Below are 17,729 nucleotides of genomic sequence, written 5' to 3'. Positions count from 1 at the left end.
ATTTTTATCTAATGCCTTTAGTTGAAATGTTTTTGAGATACCCTTTTTTATTGTCTTCCACTTTATAATAACCTCTACAAAAAATTGAGTTCTTCGGTTTAATCGCAATTAATAATGAATTATATATATCTGAAGCAGAAATGATTGTGTTTATCCAACATACAAATAATAAAATTGATTTAATATTTCCTGATACATACAATGATACAATAGTAGGAACGACCGATAGTACAATAATAGGCAAGCTCATAAAGATCCAAAATCTCGTTTTGGATAAGATTGCATTTGTATTTAGCCAAAAAAATATTCCACTACACGTCAAGCTAATATCACTTTTTTTATTTATAACAATAATATGTAGACATTCATGAACAATGAAAACAAAAATACCTATGATGATGAGATAAAAAATATTAATATGAGTAAAACTTGCTCCAAAATAATACGGTATTAGAAAAATACTGATTTGAAGTACATATACAAACTTCATATAATGTTTTCGGTGCCAATCATTTTGTATAAAAGGAGTCCATTCTGACAAATCCATACTTATTTGTGGTAAGTGACGAAACCAAATGATAATATGCTCTCCCCTCCCTTATTTAAACTATTCCATATTCCTAAAATTTGAAATCCACTAACACTCAACCGCTAATATAAAATGCAAACCTTCGCTTGCCTTCACGTTTGCCGTACATTCTTCTATTTAAGCCTAAAGTGGTTCATGTTTAGGATGATTTGAGTAAGAAATTAATGTTTTCATAGACATATACATTCGACAAAATCCCCCAAATACCTTTTAGATATAATGTTATGAAATAGTTCTCGCATGTACAACTTACTGCATTTGTTTTTGGCGAAAAATACATCCAGAATCTACACTTTAGTATGGTTAACTAGTACTTTAGAATGCAAAAAAGCTTAGAGTTTTAGCTCTAAGCTTTTTTTGCATTCTCGCTCCCCTTAAAGAGCACTATTTTTTATCCATCCGGATTTACTCAATACATAATGATTATAAATTTGATTTTCTATCATCTGTTGACCCAAATAAGTAAACCCGCATTTTTCAATAACTTTATTTGATGGCACATTTTTAATTAAAGCAATTGCGTTAAGGACATCCACATTTGTATTTTCAAATAATTAACCGATCAAGCCTTTTGTCGCTTTCGTTGCATAACCATTATTATGATACTCACTTGAAACAGCATACATAATTTCTCTGTTCGGTGCAGGGAGTTCATCTTTCATGCCTGTGCAGCACCATCCAATAAATTCATTTGTGGTTTTCTTAAATATTCCTAGTCTTAATATGTGATCATCTATGTTAGTCGTAGTTCTCACTGCATTAAGAAACGCTTTATTTTCAGGTATTTCATAATTTACAACCCAATTAACCCTTTGTTCTTTCGTTGATTTCCAGTCTGGTAAAAACTTTTCTATTTCCGGTTGATTTGCTATTTTATAAATACTCTCTGCATCTTTGACCGTAAACTCTTGTAGGTATATATCACCACAATCTATTCTAAATAACTTAGTCAAACTCTCTTCTCCCACCTTAATCCCCCTTCCTTACGTTAAAGCGCCTTAATCTGCTTCGTAAGTTCCATAAACCGTTCATCTAGTTCTTTATATTCTTTGTCTTTAGAAGTTAAAAAGCTTAATTTCCCTAATACTTCTTGTCTTTCTGTTTCTAACGTTAAACGTAGCTCTTCAATTTCATCCCTTGTTTTCGTAGGTTCTTCTAGCTGTTTTTGTATCGTATTGTTTAAAAACACGAGTTTTGTGTTAGTTGTTTTCTCCAGAAAATATCGATCGTGAGAAACGATAACGAGTGTTCCATTATACTCAGCTAATGTATTTTCAAGCTGTTCACGCGAAGGTAGATCAAGGTGATTCGTCGGTTCATCTAAAATAAGTACATCTTTTTCATCTAAAATATAAGCCATGAGCTTACATTTCACTCGTTCCCCCATACTCATATATTCAATCGGCTCTTTCCATTGGGAAGATTCAAATCCTAAATGTTTCATTAAATTTTGGACTTTTCCTCGTTCTTCAAATGTCTCTTTATAAAATAAATCTTCTGGTGTTTTATCAAGTGGTAAATCAAATACTTCTTGTGTTAAATAACCGATGTTTGCTGAAGGTGAAATCCATACGTCTCCTTCAGCAGCTTCTGTCCCCATAATCATCTTTAGTAACGTTGTTTTCCCGCTACCGTTTGGTCCAATAATCGCAACCTTCTCACCGTGCTGGATTGTAAAATTAACGTTTTCAAATAATGTACGTTTATTAAATTCTTTCCGTAATTGTTTTACTTCTAAGAAACGTTTTCCTACTTTTTTACTCGCTTGAATAGAAAATTCAACTGAATACTCTTCTTTCACACGTTCTACTTTCGTTTTCTCCAGCTCTTTTTCAAGACGTTTTCGTTTTGACTTCACTTGCGCATCCATTCGCTTCGCTTTTACACGATAAAATTCTTTCACTCCTTCTTGTTTTGTAGACTGCGCATGTGCCTTTTGTGACCATGAACTTAATTCTTTTATATGATTTTCTACTTGTTCTATCTTTTTTTGTTGTTTTTCATATTCACGTTGCTGCGTCATTCTTTTATGCTCACGTGCTTTCATATAACTCGTATAATTACCGCTATGGTCAATTAATTTCTTATCCTCAATCGACCATATTCTAGTTGCGACAACATCTAAAAAGTATCGATCATGCGATACGACGATAACTGTACCTTTCATATTTTTAATTTGCTTAATGAGAAATTCCGTACTCATCTCATCTAAATGATTTGTCGGTTCGTCTAATATTAAGACATTAGGATTTTCGGCAAATCCTTTTGCTAACCGAACTTTCAGCTTTTCACCACCACTTAACATATGAAAATCGTTCGTTGGCACGCCCCATTTCGCAAGAAGTTCTGCTTCTTTTGCAATCACATCGTTACTAACAAAAGATTCTATTTCTTGTTCTACATATGCGGTTGTCATATTCATTTGCTGCCATTCAACAATGCCTTTTGATGGCTCAATTTTACCATTTATTAATTGAAGTAACGTTGATTTACCAGCACCATTTTTACCGATTAATCCGATAACATCCCCTTGTTTTACTGTCAAATTCATTTTCTCTAACAAAGTATTTTCCTTTATATCAACATAAACATCATTTAATTTTAAAATTTCTTTCATAATACCGATCCCTTTCGTTAAGGGAGAATAAAAAAATCCTCCCAAATAAATTTGGCAGGATTAGTCATTACATTATTTATACCCAAATAAGCTATTGCGCAACATAAATAGCAATACTGTTGTATGGAAATTGGGCAGACTAATCCTATTTTTTATAAATTGAAATTTATTGAATTTCAACATTTAAAAATAAGATTAGTTAATCATCGTCCACCCATCATTCCTTTCCGTCGTTAGTAACCATATTGTACCATGATAGTACTGTATGAGTAAATGCAATTATATGTGCTATTATTATGATTGCTTTCTTCTAGGTCTATTTATCATTTCTTAGCTTTAAATTGAGCAAGCATACTTTACATTTGCTATACTACTTTTCCTTTAGATTTCCCTAGTAATAAACTTTTAAACACTCCCTCTTATATAATTTTTATATAACTGTATGATTAATTTTATATTATACATACTACATTTCAGTTTTTATAATAAAGTTATCATTTTTAAGGAGGGATTCTACAATGGAATATAGCAAACTCGGAAACAGTGGATTAACAGTAAGTAAGATTGCATATGGTAACTGGATAAATCATGGTGGAAAAGTAAATGAAGATATTGCAAATGAATGTGTGAAAGCCGCATTAGATGTTGGAATTACAACGTTCGATACTGCAGATGTTTATTCAGACACTATCGCTGAGGAAGTGCTTGGCCGCTCTTTGAAAGGTATACGCCGAGAAAGTATAGAACTTTGTACCAAAGTATGTCATCCGACCGGACCTGGAAAAAATGATCGAGGTTTATCACGAAAACATATTATAGAAAATTGTAATGCATCGTTACAACGGCTACATACAGACTACATTGATGTCTATTATGCACATCGATTCGATACAACAACACCTCTGGAAGAAACAATGTTAGCTTTCTCAGATCTTGTAAGACAAGGGAAAGTCCTTTATTTAGGCGTAAGTGAATGGACATCGGAGCAAATCACACGCGGTGCAGCACTTGCACGAGAATTGAAAATCCCTCTTATTGCTAGCCAACCTCAATATTCGATGTTGTGGCGAGTTATAGAAACTGATGTGATTCCAACATGTCAACGTGAAGGAATTGGCCAAATTGTTTGGTCTCCCCTCGCACAAGGTATTCTCACTGGAAAATATCAACCAGGTAAACCACTCCCCGCCCAATCACGTGCTAATTCAGATGCAGGAAAACCCTTTTTCAACAAACTCGTGCAACGTTGGATGAGTGATGATGTGCTTACCGCTATCCAGGAAATTAAACCTATCGCACAAGAAATTAACCTTACCTTATCTCAACTCGCAGTTGCTTGGGTATTACAAAATCCAGCTGTTTCCTCTGCAATTATTGGCGCTTCAGATCCAGAGCAAATAAGAGAAAATGTGATTGCTTCTAGTGTTACATTGTCACCTGAAATTATGGGTCAAATTGATAGTGTACTAAAAGGTTTCATTGAGTATGACCCAAGTAAAACAGGTTAAATCGTCAGTGACTTAACAATAAATATAGTACCTTTCCCAAATCACTACTGCCCATCCAATCAAGATGGGCCTTTACTTTTCAAATTCAAATTGTGAAGTCGTGTAAATCTCTCTAACAACTGCTAAGAAGTTCTCGAGCACGACAGACTTTTCATCCTGCCTCCATCCAGCGTATAAGTTTATTTCCGGTGTATGTTCCTCAATGTCTTTATATATGACTCCCGATTTTTTATAACTTTCCACCGATGATGGAACGACAGAAATTCCCATTCTTGCTGCAACTAAATTCACAATCGTTTGCATTTGAATTGCTTCTTGAACAATATTTAAACTTACTCCATGCTCCCAAAAGTAACTAATAATTAAATCATAAAAGTTAGTACCGAAATGACGAGGAAATAAAACAAATGGTTCATCTACTAGTTCTTTAATAGAAATATTAGGTAACGAAACTAATGCGTGATTTTCATGTAAAACCAATTTTAAACGTTCTTTAGAACAAACTTCGGAAGACAATATTTCATTATTCTGCTTAGAACGAATAAATCCAATGTGAATTTGTTTTTCATAGAGTGCTTTTATTTGCTGGTCTGTTGTCATCTCGCGTAATATAAGCTGTATTTTAGGAAATCGTTCTCGAAATGTTTTTAATATGTCTATAACTGTTTCTGTAGAATCGACAAAACCAATGATTAAATGCCCGATCTTCCCTTCATCCGCGAGCTGTGTTTCTTTAATGGCTCTATCTACTTGAAGTAACGTTTGTCGCGCACCTTCTAAAAAGATTTTCCCCGCATCGGTAAGTTCAACCATCCTTTTTGTCCTGTGAAGAAGTTGAACACCTAATTCTTCTTCCAACTTTCGAATTTCTTGACTTAAAGGCGGTTGTGCCATCATAAGCCGTTCTGCCGCACGACTAAAGTTTAATTCTTCTGCCACTGTTATGAAATATTTCATTTTACGAATATCCATTACAATCCCCCTATCATTCGTTTCAACCGTAACACAAATCAGATGGAGCCTTCTTGCCGAAAAGGATAAAAAGAAAATGTTATTCGTTATCCAATAATCACTTATTGTATTTCGATAAATTTTTATTGATTACTCCCCTGTAATAAGCTATTATATGTTTGTAGAAAATATTAATGTAAGGATTGAATTTATGGACAGGACATTAAAAATCACAAAGTTAAATATGTTTTTAAAGATTTTTCTCATCCCGATTATAGTAGGGATAATTGTTGGTATACTAACTAAATTGGGGCAAGGTATACTTCCAGGACATTGGAATTCATTAGCTAATCTAGGAAGTGTTTGGTTAGTTCCATCCTTTTTTGTGGCTAGCTTTAGTTATTCTAAGCGTACAGCTATACTTTCTGGTATCCTTGCACTACTCGGTATGGTATTAGGCTATTATGGTTATGCAATAGTTATTAAAAATGTAGCTCACTCTATTTATTTTATATCTGTATGGATTGTATGTGCATTTATAGGAGGAACTATCTTTGGAATTGCAGGTTTTCTATGGAAAGATACTACAAATCCACTTCATAAATTCGGAAGCGCGCTTATTAGTGGCGTTTTTGTAACGGATGGACTTCACATTCTTTTAAATTTTGAAGACTATAGTCACATGTTACCTGTTGGATATACCGAAGTGATAGTCGGCATTATCTTGATCCTTGTGTTAGAACGCTCTAATGCTAATCGCATTTCTTCTTTCTTAATGATGGTTCCTATCATTATTTTAGGATTAATTGGATATACATTATTAAGTTTGTTTACTTAATTAAAATTCATAAAGCTAGCTCTTTCAAAGGGCGAGCTTTTTTCTTACAAAAAACTATTTATATATTAATAAATTATTAAACCCCTCTCATTTAACAGCCTTATTTATTATTGTGTCATTACACATACTTACACGACCTTTTATTAGAATCATACCCGTCTTTTATATTATTTCATTTAATCGATATAAAGTAAGGCTAAAAAACTTATTTCAAAAGTTTTTTAGCCTAAATCATTTTTACACATTGAAAAATTTAATTCGTACAACGGTACCTTTACCAACTTCTGAATGAATTTCTACACTATGTCCTAATTGTTTCGTAATTTCATATACAAGATATAGCCCCATTCCAGTTGATTCTTTAAAATCTCTACCATTTTCTCCTGTAAAGAAAGGTTTAAATACTCTTGGTAAATCTTGCTTCGGTATCCCTACGCCATTATCGGTAATTTCAAGTATAACGTTATTACCTTCCTTACAAGCTTCCACTTTAATCTTTTCTCGACTACCAGATGAATATTTGATCGCGTTCGATAGTATTTGTCCAATTAAAAATTGTAACCATTTCGCATCACTTTCTACAGTAATATCCTTCTCAATTCTAAGCTCTGGATATACAAAATTCCGGATGAAAAAGCGTTTATGTTCATGTACGGAATCATTCACTATTTTATGTAGTTGTACTCTTTCTACATAAAAATCTTGCGTAAATGCCTCTAAACGTGCGACATACAGAGCCATCTCTAGCCCCTTTTTCAGCCTATCTGTTTCCTCATTTATACTTTCAAACCGTGGATCGACTTCATCTTGTGTAATTAATTCTATTACAGATAAAGGTGTTTTCATTTGATGTATCCATTGATTCATAAAAGTTAAATGATCATTATTTTTTCTCTCTTGTATTTGGAGCTGATTTTGATAATGGCGATATTGTACCTCAAGTAAGTCTTGAAGCGCAGTAGATAAAACTGCAAAATCTGATTTTTGAACAGAATCATCCAAAGAGTACAACGGATTTGCTAATCGTTCATAGAAAGTACGATGAGTAAAATAACGAAATACTAAATAGCCTACCATAAAAAAGACACCTAAAAACATTGCATATAATGCCGTTGCAATATGGTTATGCCCATCAAACCAATATACAAGAAATATGGCTAGTAATTGGATTGCTGTAAAACAAATAAGTGGTATATGATCACGAATAAATAATCTTATCATTTCTCCATACCAGTATCCCAAGTAATATGTAATCTATAACCGACACTACGAATCGTTTCAATCGCATCTTCAATCTGTAACGTTTTTAACTTTTTTCGCACACGTGTCGTATTTACACTTAATGTATTATCATCAACATAGGATTCGCTATCCCATAATTTATTCAACAACACTTCTCTACCCACAACACGCGGATAATTTTTCATTAACATTTCTAATAAAATGGCTTCGTTTCTCGTTATATCAATCTCTTGATTACGCAATTTCAATACAAGCCTTTCAGGATATAAACAAAGACCTTGTTGCTCAACCATCCGTTCTTCTACTTTCGGTGCATAATCTCCGTAAGCACGTCTTAAATGACTACGAATTTTTGCCATTACAACTTCGTAATGGAATGGCTTTGAAATAAAATCATCGCCACCGTTTTCAAGCGCCATAACTTGATCCATTGTGCCTTCACGAGCCGAAATAAATAATATCGGACATGTAGAAACTCCACGAATTTGACGACACCAATAGTACCCATCAAAACTTGGTAAATTAATATCTAATAAAACTAACTCTGGTTGTTCTTCTAAAAAAATGTTTAATACATTTTGAAAATCCGATACAATAATTCCTTCATACCCGTATTTCGCAACATGTGTTGATAATAGTTCTGCAATTTTCATATCGTCTTCTACAATCATAATTTTAACCATCATTTTACTCCTTTTTCGATCCGCAATCTTATATTCAATTATATAAAATAAATACTACCTTTTTTTATATCATTCGTAAATCAAAAAAGGATACTTTTATACAACAGCATCCGTCTTCTATTATTCTTATTTAATATGAAATTTACTCAAATTAAAACCTAGCTTCTCCACATAGTCCATATCTAGTTCCATTCGTGCTGTTTTAAGCGGGTCCACAACTTGGCATACTTTTAGATTACCTGCAGCTGATAATAAAAGTGTTGCATCCGCTTTAGACATTTCTAATTCTTCATGTAAAAATGTCACCATATTACGTACAGCGCGATTCGCTGTATCATCTAACAATTTTTCTGAAGCAATCGTCATAAGTTTTTCTTTTTGGATCGCCATTGGTAGTGGCCATTTCTTTCCTTTTATTATTCGAACTGTTACTGTTACCTCACCAGCAACCTCTACTCCACTAACACCAATTTCACCATCACCCATCGCTGCGTGTAAATCACCTAATGCTAATAGAGCACCAGAAACATTTACAGGTAATAATAATGTTGTCCCTTCTTTTATCTCTTTACAATCCATATTCCCGCCGTGATCATGCGGTGTGCCACATGAAATGCTCTCTTCTTTCGGCGCAGTACCAATTACACCAATCATTGGATTAATCGGGATTTGCAGTTCATTTGAAAATAAAACATGTTCATTATGTATCGGAACAATTTTCACTGTATTTTCATTTAGCTCTTCACCCATTACACCAAGATTTGCACCTGTAGTTAAAACGCCTTGCTCTACAATTTTAATTTTTTCAATCGTTACGGCTAATATATCACCAGGTTCTGCACCAATGATATAAACAGGTCCAGTCGCTGGATTAATTCGGTTCCAATCTAATTCTTGAAACGCAACATTTTCAGAATTAATTTGATTTTCAAAGCAATCATATGTTTCAAATACAAGACGACTCCCAATTTCTACTTCCATACATGGCTTATTATCTGGTGACATTGCGTATATAATATGTTCTTTATGAATGCGATACATTTTATCTCTCCCCTTTTATATTGGTCTACAATTACTAATTAGCTTTTTTCATACAAGCTCCTCTTCATATTTGATTATATTTGCACGTGAAAAAGCACCTAGCTTATTTTCATACATACACTCTTTACTATAACAGGTAAAGAAAGGTGGTAGCACTATGCCCCTTATTCCATATAACGAAAGTGATGTTGATTTACTAGCTCGTTTAATTCGTGCTGAAGCTGAAGGAGAAGGTCGACAAGGTGAACAACTTGTCGGTTGCGTAGTAGTAAATCGTGTATTTTGTGATTGCTTAGATTTTAAACAACTTCGATCTGTACGTGATGCAGTATATCAAAGCCCTGGCGGATTTGAAGCCGTACAATACGGATATTTTTATCAGCGTGCTCGTGATTCAGAAAAAGAAATTGCAAGAAAAGTTTTACAAGGTGAATAGCGCTGGCCAGCACGATGGGCTCTTTGGTATTTCCGTCCAGTTGGTGCTTGTCCACCTGAATGGTATAATCAGCCGTTTGTAGGGCAGTTTAAAAGTCATTGTTTTTATGAACCACGTGGTGATGAATGTCCGAAAATGTATTCACGGTAGCAAAATTTGAAACGCAAGTACTTAGCTGAGTACTTGCGTTTCCTTTATTTTTTTAAAAATCTAATAATGTGATAAATTTTTCGATACCTACTACATGTATTAATAACGGTATACGAGGGCCGCTGGACTGATTTATAATGAGCTCATATATAATAATAAATAATTGTTTTTGATTTTCTTTCATTATTTTTTTATTTTCATCATGACAAATCAAATACAATTGTTCCATTAAGTGAGAGTAATCTTTATTAGAACGAAGTATGGTGCAAGCTTCTACTAGCCACTCTTTCTGCTTTTCATCTAATATGTTGTAAAACTCTATATTTCTCTCTTGATTTACAGCAATTAATTTTTTAGTTTGAAAGTTTCTAACCCAATACTCTGCACGTTTGCTTATCGCTATCGTATCCTCTAATGCATAATTCCTATCTATTTTTTCTAACATACCTTGTAAAATAGATGCATCAAAATTTAATAGCGGTAACGTTCCAGCAACTTGATTAAACTTTGGATACTCTTTAAACCCGCTATCAACTTTAGAGAGTTTAATTGCATCAAATAAATCTTCATTTTTGAGCATTTTATTTTCATAACTTTCTTTTAATCGTTCATACTCTGTATAATTGCGAATCACATCTTCATCAAGACCGATATGAAAAGCTGCGTTTGGTCTATATTTAGCAAACATAAAAAGAATCACTTCGGGCAAATACACTTTTAACAGCTCGCTAGGTGTAATACTATTCCCTGAAGAACTAGACATTTTTTCATGATTCCCTTTAATGCCAATGAAATCATAAGAAACATAATGAGGAGCTTCACAATTGAATATTCCCATCGCAATTTCCTTTGATACATTATAACTACCCGTTTCTGATGAATGATCTCTTCCACCCGGTTCAAAAATAACATCCTCTATCATCCATCTCATCGGCCAATCGATTTTCCAATTCAGTTTCATTATATTTGTATTTAATACCGATAATTCATTTTGATTTCCACATTCACATTCATACCGTACTGTTTTTAATACTTCATCAAAATGTGTAATCGTTGTTGCATCTTTCCCGCATTTCTCACAATATAACGTAACCGGATAAAAGCTCTCTCGCTCTTCTTCACTACACTCTCCAGTTTTAAATCTCATTAATATATCATATATTTCTTTTCTTTTATATAAAGCCTCTAATATGTTTTTGTTATACCTTCCGCTTCTATATTCAACATGTTGATATATGAATTCCACTTCAATCCCAAATACTTGAAGCGATTTCTCAAACTCTTTTTCAAAATGCTCTGCATACGAGTTATGACAGCCATATGGATCTGGCATATCACAGTATGGCATACCAATATATTTTGCAAAAGATGGATCAATATTTTTAGGAACTTTTCTAAACCTATCATAATCATCCCATGAAAATATAAAACGAGTCTTTTTTCCTAAATCTTGAAGTGCTCTTACAACGAAATAAGTCGTTATTATTTCGCGAAAGTTCCCGATATGAATAGAACCAGATGAACTTATTCCAGATGCGCAAACAAAAGTTTCTTTGCTTGGATGTTTTCTTATTAATTCATGTGCTACTTCATACGCCCAATGCATATATTATTCACCTCAATTGATTTTTTATTTTCACGCTTTCAGTTTTATGCAATAAAAAAACTCCCACCCCCAAGATTATTCATCTTGAGGACGAGAGTTGTTAGCTTCGCGGTACCACCTCAGTTTGTTAATACGTCGCCATATTAACCTCTTCAGGTACGGCAAAATATGCTTATACCCTATCTCTATAACGGGAAATCCCGTCGCACCATCCCTAAGAAAATTAGTTCCTTGCGCAGCTCCAAGTCTTTTTTCGTCAAGATATATACTGCTCTTTCTCAGCAACCAGAGCTCTCTGTACGTATTCTTTCTTAACTACTCTTCTCTTCCATGCCATTTTAAATATTAGTTTTTTCATATGATAATTTATAACGCCTTTATTGTCAAACTTTTCCGAATAAAAATTCTATCTAAATAAATGCTTTATCGCTTCTAATTGAATTTTATGACTACATTCCTCGCAACAATATGTCCCTTTCGGTTTCTCTTTAAATCGCTTATATTTTTCACTACCTTCGTAAACACGAAATATATTTTTACAAGAAAAGCAAACAATTTCATAAAACATCATATGCATTTTCCTCTCCATGTTTATACATTTTTTTAATCACTTAAGAAAATCAGTTTTCTATAGTACAAATCTTAATATCCTCTGACTAAAAGGTTTACCTTCATTCTTATCGAATTATATAAATATCTTATAAAGCGAGGTGAAAACCTTGATCAGTAATATAGAATTAGTTTTAGATGCGAAAGCAAGTTTAGCTGAAGGACCATGTTGGAATGAAAAAAAGCAACTTTTATACTGGGTTGATATTGTGGAGAAACAATTGTACATATTTAGTCCTACTGCTAATACAAACCGAGTAATTGCTCTCAATCAACGAATTGGCTGTGTTGTTCCATATTTAGATGACGTACTACTCCTAGCTATGGAAAACGGCTTTTATTCTATTAATGTAAAAACAGAAAAACTAACACATATTTTTGACCCTGAACCACATTTATTTGAAAATCGTTTTAATGATGGAAAATGTGATCCAGCAGGACGTTTTTGGGCAGGTACTACAGATACATACGGTATAAATGCTGCTGGTTCCTTGTATTGTTTAAATAATAATTTAAAGGTAGAGAAAAAAGTTTCACATGTAAATACATCAAATGGCATAGCTTGGTCACCTGACCCTACATACCTTTACTATATTGATACACCTACTAAAAAAGTAGTTCGTTTTCATTATGATATATGCTCTGGAGTAATTCGTAATCCAAGTGATGTAATCATTTTCCCTGAAAATGAAGGTCTACCTGATGGTATGACATTTGACGAGGAAGGTTGTTTATGGATTGCTCATTGGGGAGGTTCAAAGATTACTAGATGGAACCCTTCAACTGGAGAACAAATATTAAGTATTCCAATTCCAGCGCTATATGTAACGTCTTGTACATTTGGAGGACCTAATTTAACAGAACTATATGTTACAACAGCCAGAACAAGAATGACGGATGACGAATTGAAAAAATATCCACATGCTGGTGGTATTTTTCGAATTCAAACAAATATAAACGGTTGTCCTACCCATTCATTTCGGAATAATAATATTGGAGCTGAAACTATATGAACCGTATCGATCACATAAGAAAGGAAGAAAAGAAATATCACGATCTTTGTTATGAACAATATAAACTATTTGAAACTGGCTCTTGGCTTTACAAACCGGTTAAAACAGTTATGGACTTAATGGAGTACTTTGAAGGACAAAATAACTTACAAGTACTTGATCTAGGCTCTGGCGTTGGAAGAAATAGCATTCCAATTGCACAAATAATAAAAAATAATAACGGCACTGTTACTTGTGTGGACTTACTGGATTCCGCTTTAACAAAATTACAAATTTATAGTAAAGAACATGATGTTTTTGAAGTTATAAAAACAGAACAAGCAGCAATTGAAAACTACTACATCCAACCTGATACTTTTGATTATATCGTTGCAATATCAAGTTTAGAGCATGTTCAATCAGTAGAAGATTTAAAAAACGTGCTCCATTCTATGAAAAAAGGTACAAAGACTGGTGGTATCAATTGTTTAATTATTAACTCGAACATACAAGAAATTGACTTACATACGAAAGAAGAATTAGATGCTTTAATTGAAATTAACCTTCCAACTGAACATATGATATATCTATTAAAAAGCATTTATAAGGAATGGCAAGAAATAAAAATTGCAAGAAAAGAATTAGCTTATAATATAGTCCGAAATGACAGACACATTCAATTAAAAACAAATGCCATTACTTTTGTCGTTCAGAAATAATAGTATAATAAAGAAGTGACTCTTTCTCTCAAATTCATTTTTATTGTACAAAATTTGTTACTTTATATATTTATTAATCAAAACACAAAAAACATGCTTCAGTATCATTAGAAACATGGTTTTTATTATTGATCATACTAAATTGCTTAGCTAGTTAATGAATTCATTAACTGGAAGAAATGTTCAGGTTCATGTGTCTTATTTAATTCATACCATGAATGGAGTGTATCTGGCGCAAATACATCTAATTTTTTCAGTACCTCCACTGCAAATTCCAAAGGAGCTACTCCAGATGCAGTAATAAGATTTTCACCAGACGCTACAGGTCCCATTTCATATAAATTTCCCCCTTTATATGTAGGACAAACCATTTTCATATAATCTAAACTATTACTTGTATGCTTTCTAGAATTTAAGTATCCGTAATTTGCAAGGCCTATTGTTGCACCACAAATTGCAGCCACAATAGTACCAATCTTTAAAGCTTCTTCAACTTTTTGCAATATGGGTTTATGTATGTTTTCAGTCCAAGTATTTCCTCCAGGTAAAATCAATAAATCATTACTCTCAAGTACACATTCATCTAGGGAAATATCTGGCTTTACGTTCAAGCCTCCCATTGAAATAACCATTTCTTTATTTATTCCAACTGTAACTACTTTAAAAGGTGCTAAACCCTTTTTAAAATATCTACCTGTATTAAGTTCAGCAATTAAATGTCCGTATTCCCAATCGGACATCATATGAAATACATATAAATAAGCTTTTCTAGTTTGCATTCAATAACACTCCATTCACAACTTAATCTAATCTAGTCTTTTCTAAAAGATAATCTATTTATTATTTATAATTGCTTGTCGAGCTTTTTCTTTATCATCAAAATGAATAGTCGAATCCTTTAAAATTTGATACGTTTCATGCCCTTTCCCTGCAATCAAAACAATATCATTAGAAGATGCCATGTTTATTGCATGTTTTATAGCCAGTTCACGATCTAATTCTACTTTATAATTCAAATAATTATTCTGTAAAAATCCTTTTTCAATATCTTTCATTATTGCCTGCGGGTCTTCCGAACGTGGATTATCAGAAGTAATATAAACAAAATCGCTATAACTGCCAGCAATTCCACCCATTATAGATCGTTTTTTTGCATCTCTATCTCCACCGCAACCGAAAACAGTAATAATTTTACCTTTTGAAAACTCGCTAATTGTAGAGAGGACATTTTCTAACGCATCCGATGTATGAGCATAGTCCACTATTACAAGAAAATCTTGATTTTCGTCTATAATTTCCATTCTACCTTCAATGCTCTTTATGTTACATAAGCTGTCACTAATGTCTGTAAGCGGAATACCTTCAACCAATGCAGCTGTTATTGCTGCTAATGCATTATAGACATTAAAGCGGCCTACTAGATTTAGAATGATTTCTATTTCTCCATTAAAGGAAGAAACTAAAAACTGAATTCCTTTTGAACTTAAAGTTATGTTCTTCGCTTGAACATCTGCAGCATTATTTATCCCATATGTAATCACTTCAGCAGAAGTAACTTTTTTAAAGTATTCTACCGATGGATCGTCTGCATTCAAAATAGCAATTTTTTTATCTGTAGCAGAAAAATCATTTCCTAATCTTGAAAAAAGAAGACCTTTTACGTGCTTATATTCCTCAAATGTTCCGTGATAATCCAAATGATCTTGCGTTAAATTTGTGAAAACAGCAATTTTAAAGTTACATCCTTTAACTCTCTCCATATGTAACCCTTGTGAAGTAACTTCCATAACACAATAATCTACATTTTGATTTTTCATCATTTGCAAATTCCGTTGAAGCGTTGGAGATTCTTGCGTATTAATATCAGTAGGATGCCATTCTGAACCAATTTTGACTCCGTTATTCCCCATAATCCCTGTTTGAAATCCATAATCAGTCAAAATTTTTTCAAGTAAATAGGATGTAGTTGTTTTACCATTTGTTCCTGTAATTCCAATTAGCTTCATTTCATTAGATGGGTAACTATAAAAATATGACGCAATAACTGCCATAGCATACCTAGCATCTTTAACAATTATTTTAGGTATTTCAATGTTTACATCTCTTTCTACAATTAACGCCACAGCGCCATTTTTTACTGCATCTTCAACAAATTGATGTCGATCTTCAAGAAAACCATCAATACCTGATACACATATAAAAAGATTTCCGCTAGTAATCTTTCTGGAATCCATTTCTAATCCCGTAATTTCTACATTCATATCTCCAATCGTTTCTTTAATCAATAACAAATCCGCCAGCTCTTTTAGTTTCAAATCCCTCGCCCCCTTACAAATTCCCCCTACTTATTTTACCACTTCATATAAAATAATGGTTTAAAATTCCATATTAGTCGGGCGAAATTTAATCATCTTCAATAAACAAAAAAATAAAAGAGCACTTGTTTCCGCAAGTGCTCTTTTTGGGGATTTCGAGATACCCTATTAACGAAAGTTACGGTTACTTAAAGTTAATAGGTAATTATATTATATGCTTGTCCTTTTTATTTGTGCGTAATCAACATATAAGAATTTATATTAACACTAAATAATTTTATTAATTACTGTTTTAGAATAAAGGTTATTCAACTCATTGCAAATAGGCTAAAAAAGATAAGCCAAAACTATTTTTAAAATATAAATTTAAAATCATACATTACTTGTTCAGCTACATTATCAGCTAATTGATTAACAAATTGATAAAACAAATACTAAATTTATTTTAAACCTAAATTCGGTAATATTGTGTAATTAATCCTATACCCTTCAAACCCTGATGGCTTCACATCGTATTCCCACTTATCGAAGCATTCTGTTAACATGTATCCTACTTTTCCTTTATTCTCGTCTGTATTATGATTAATATAGCCGCATTGTTGGTGCGAGGTAATGATATCCCCAGAAATTTTCTCCACATTCTTAAAACGGCTAAGATCAGGCGTCACATCTATCCAACTTTGATTTGTTACTTTATCATAACGAGCTTTTAAATGATAAATAATCCAACCATTTGGTTGTTTGGGTGCACTATTCTCTAAAGAGGCCTTACCTGAATAGTAAGTAACTACATCAATCTCAACTTCTTCTTTGTTTTTCATATCTTCCATAAATTGTACAACTTCACTATAATCTGTTTCTTTTAGTTCTTCCTCAAAAACACCAAGTGATACTAAAATTAGTATGGACGCTGTAATTGAAAATAAGGTAATGATTATCTGTTTTCTTGTCATGCAGTTCCCCCTAATTATATTAAACGCTACACATGATATGGCTTTGAATATATTCACTCTAGTGGTCTAACGTTTTTCCTCCATTTTAAATTTCACCAAAATTAACCACATTATTGTTTCTAGAAATACTAAATGAAAATCATATTTTCAACATGGTTAAACTTCATTTCAAACAGACAACAGATAAGGTATACCGCGCTCATTACGATATGACTACCTACTAATCTTTTTCATTTGTACAAGCAATTAATAGCCGTAATTTTCACAAAACATTTTGACGTATTACTTATTCCAATATAAAATTATATGCAAACAATCAAAATTAACCTAAAATATATAAAGGGTATACCATTCTAACAGTTAAATGCTTAGATTTGTCCTTTTCCATAATTAACAAGGATAGAGTAACATGAAAATAGAGAACGAGTACCGTTACTAATCACATGCAGGTTCTTTGAAAATTACATTTGCATACTATAA

At 32.9% G+C, this 17,729-nt stretch carries 15 protein-coding genes, 2 pseudogenes and 1 other annotated feature; of the genes and pseudogenes, 5 read left to right on the top strand and 12 right to left on the bottom strand.

From position 1 onward, the window contains the following. Positions 1-4: 4 nt before the first annotated feature. The 3 genes and pseudogenes from QCI41_RS02980 to abc-f form a co-directional block, all read right to left on the bottom strand. The gene (locus tag QCI41_RS02980; RefSeq protein ID WP_353838392.1) at positions 5-547 is read right to left on the bottom strand and encodes a DUF3267 domain-containing protein; all 543 of its coding nucleotides are present in this window, start codon (positions 545-547) and stop codon (positions 5-7) included. 416 nt (positions 548-963) lie between these two features. Beyond that, positions 964-1,557 (bottom strand): annotated as a pseudogene (locus QCI41_RS02975) (GNAT family N-acetyltransferase). A 20-nt stretch (positions 1,558-1,577) separates the two neighbouring features. Further along, positions 1,578-3,206, bottom strand: coding sequence for a ribosomal protection-like ABC-F family protein (gene abc-f, locus QCI41_RS02970; RefSeq protein WP_353838394.1), 1,629 nt, complete (start codon positions 3,204-3,206; stop codon positions 1,578-1,580). A 518-nt stretch (positions 3,207-3,724) separates the two neighbouring features. Between abc-f and QCI41_RS02965 the strand changes: the two genes are divergently transcribed. Next, entirely contained in the window at positions 3,725-4,714 is a 990-nt protein-coding gene (locus QCI41_RS02965; protein WP_353838395.1) for an aldo/keto reductase family protein, read from the top strand. A gap of 72 nt (positions 4,715-4,786) precedes the next feature. Here QCI41_RS02965 and QCI41_RS02960 read toward each other — a convergent pair whose 3' ends face one another. Beyond that, the gene (locus QCI41_RS02960; protein ID WP_353838396.1) at positions 4,787-5,686 is read right to left on the bottom strand and encodes a LysR family transcriptional regulator; all 900 of its coding nucleotides are present in this window, start codon (positions 5,684-5,686) and stop codon (positions 4,787-4,789) included. 190 nt (positions 5,687-5,876) lie between these two features. Here QCI41_RS02960 and QCI41_RS02955 point away from each other — a divergent pair, with 190 nt between their 5' ends. Further along, positions 5,877-6,503 (top strand): DUF6518 family protein, encoded by a 627-nt coding sequence (locus tag QCI41_RS02955; protein ID WP_060488488.1) that lies wholly within the window; start codon positions 5,877-5,879, stop codon positions 6,501-6,503. Between the two features lie 237 nt (positions 6,504-6,740). Here the strand turns inward: QCI41_RS02955 and QCI41_RS02950 are convergent, their stop codons facing one another. From QCI41_RS02950 to QCI41_RS02940, 3 genes are all read right to left on the bottom strand, one after another. After that, positions 6,741-7,724 carry a sensor histidine kinase gene (locus QCI41_RS02950; RefSeq protein ID WP_353838397.1) on the bottom strand — a complete coding sequence of 328 codons (984 nt, stop codon included), beginning with the start codon at positions 7,722-7,724 and terminating at the stop codon, positions 6,741-6,743. Beyond that, positions 7,721-8,428 carry a response regulator transcription factor gene (locus QCI41_RS02945; RefSeq protein WP_000238985.1) on the bottom strand — a complete coding sequence of 236 codons (708 nt, stop codon included), beginning with the start codon at positions 8,426-8,428 and terminating at the stop codon, positions 7,721-7,723. Before QCI41_RS02945 ends, QCI41_RS02950 begins: the two co-directional genes overlap by 4 nt. A gap of 126 nt (positions 8,429-8,554) precedes the next feature. Beyond that, complete coding sequence (locus QCI41_RS02940; protein ID WP_353838398.1) at positions 8,555-9,469, bottom strand: acetamidase/formamidase family protein; 915 nt, start codon at positions 9,467-9,469, stop codon at positions 8,555-8,557. Between the two features lie 157 nt (positions 9,470-9,626). Here QCI41_RS02940 and QCI41_RS02935 point away from each other — a divergent pair. After that, a pseudogene (locus tag QCI41_RS02935) lies at positions 9,627-10,055 on the top strand (cell wall hydrolase). Positions 10,056-10,107: 52 nt separating this feature from the next. Here the strand turns inward: QCI41_RS02935 and lysS are convergent. Together lysS and QCI41_RS02925 are read right to left on the bottom strand one after the other, a co-directional pair. Then, positions 10,108-11,661 (bottom strand): lysine--tRNA ligase, encoded by a 1,554-nt coding sequence (gene lysS / locus QCI41_RS02930; RefSeq protein WP_353838399.1) that lies wholly within the window; start codon positions 11,659-11,661, stop codon positions 10,108-10,110. Between the two features lie 83 nt (positions 11,662-11,744). Continuing rightward, positions 11,745-12,001, bottom strand: a binding site (T-box leader). Between the two features lie 66 nt (positions 12,002-12,067). Then, positions 12,068-12,238: a DUF2197 domain-containing protein gene (locus QCI41_RS02925; protein WP_000551044.1), complete on the bottom strand. Its 171-nt coding sequence runs from the start codon at positions 12,236-12,238 to the stop codon at positions 12,068-12,070. A 142-nt stretch (positions 12,239-12,380) separates the two neighbouring features. Here QCI41_RS02925 and QCI41_RS02920 point away from each other — a divergent pair, with 142 nt between their 5' ends. Together QCI41_RS02920 and QCI41_RS02915 are read left to right on the top strand one after the other, a co-directional pair. Then, a complete protein-coding gene (locus tag QCI41_RS02920) occupies positions 12,381-13,283 on the top strand; it encodes an SMP-30/gluconolactonase/LRE family protein (protein WP_353838400.1) in 903 nt (300 codons plus the stop codon). Further along, positions 13,280-13,981, top strand: a complete 702-nt coding sequence (locus tag QCI41_RS02915; RefSeq protein ID WP_353838402.1) for a class I SAM-dependent methyltransferase — start codon at positions 13,280-13,282, stop codon at positions 13,979-13,981. The genes QCI41_RS02920 and QCI41_RS02915 overlap by 4 nt, the downstream gene beginning before the upstream one ends. A 146-nt stretch (positions 13,982-14,127) precedes the next feature. On the opposite strand, the gene QCI41_RS02910 is transcribed toward QCI41_RS02915, so the two are convergent. The 3 genes from QCI41_RS02910 to QCI41_RS02900 form a co-directional block, all read right to left on the bottom strand. Beyond that, positions 14,128-14,760 carry a type 1 glutamine amidotransferase family protein gene (locus tag QCI41_RS02910; RefSeq protein WP_353838404.1) on the bottom strand — a complete coding sequence of 211 codons (633 nt, stop codon included), beginning with the start codon at positions 14,758-14,760 and terminating at the stop codon, positions 14,128-14,130. 54 nt (positions 14,761-14,814) lie between these two features. Further along, positions 14,815-16,296: a UDP-N-acetylmuramoyl-L-alanyl-D-glutamate--2,6-diaminopimelate ligase gene (locus QCI41_RS02905; protein ID WP_353838405.1), complete on the bottom strand. Its 1,482-nt coding sequence runs from the start codon at positions 16,294-16,296 to the stop codon at positions 14,815-14,817. Between the two features lie 440 nt (positions 16,297-16,736). Then, positions 16,737-17,249: a hypothetical protein gene (locus QCI41_RS02900; RefSeq protein WP_060488478.1), complete on the bottom strand. Its 513-nt coding sequence runs from the start codon at positions 17,247-17,249 to the stop codon at positions 16,737-16,739. Positions 17,250-17,729 lie beyond the last annotated feature (480 nt).

It is taken from the genome of Bacillus cereus group sp. MG4, assembly GCF_040460055.1.
Lineage (GTDB): Bacteria > Bacillota > Bacilli > Bacillales > Bacillaceae_G > Bacillus_A > Bacillus_A wiedmannii.
This window is presented reverse-complemented; position numbering and strand designations above follow the sequence as displayed.

Bases quoted from the DNA above. Each gene is read 5' to 3' on its own strand.
- QCI41_RS02980 (WP_353838392.1), bottom strand. From the start codon at position 547: ATGGATTTGTCAGAATGGACTCCTTTTATACAAAATGATTGGCACCGA.
- abc-f (WP_353838394.1), bottom strand. From the start codon at position 3,206: ATGAAAGAAATTTTAAAATTAAATGATGTTTATGTTGATATAAAGGAA.
- QCI41_RS02965 (WP_353838395.1), top strand. From the start codon at position 3,725: ATGGAATATAGCAAACTCGGAAACAGTGGATTAACAGTAAGTAAGATT.
- QCI41_RS02960 (WP_353838396.1), bottom strand. From the start codon at position 5,686: ATGGATATTCGTAAAATGAAATATTTCATAACAGTGGCAGAAGAATTA.
- QCI41_RS02955 (WP_060488488.1), top strand. From the start codon at position 5,877: ATGGACAGGACATTAAAAATCACAAAGTTAAATATGTTTTTAAAGATT.
- QCI41_RS02950 (WP_353838397.1), bottom strand. From the start codon at position 7,724: ATGATAAGATTATTTATTCGTGATCATATACCACTTATTTGTTTTACA.
- QCI41_RS02945 (WP_000238985.1), bottom strand. From the start codon at position 8,428: ATGGTTAAAATTATGATTGTAGAAGACGATATGAAAATTGCAGAACTA.
- QCI41_RS02940 (WP_353838398.1), bottom strand. From the start codon at position 9,469: ATGTATCGCATTCATAAAGAACATATTATATACGCAATGTCACCAGAT.
- lysS (WP_353838399.1), bottom strand. From the start codon at position 11,661: ATGCATTGGGCGTATGAAGTAGCACATGAATTAATAAGAAAACATCCA.
- QCI41_RS02925 (WP_000551044.1), bottom strand. From the start codon at position 12,238: ATGCATATGATGTTTTATGAAATTGTTTGCTTTTCTTGTAAAAATATA.
- QCI41_RS02915 (WP_353838402.1), top strand. From the start codon at position 13,280: ATGAACCGTATCGATCACATAAGAAAGGAAGAAAAGAAATATCACGAT.
- QCI41_RS02910 (WP_353838404.1), bottom strand. From the start codon at position 14,760: ATGCAAACTAGAAAAGCTTATTTATATGTATTTCATATGATGTCCGAT.
- QCI41_RS02900 (WP_060488478.1), bottom strand. From the start codon at position 17,249: ATGACAAGAAAACAGATAATCATTACCTTATTTTCAATTACAGCGTCC.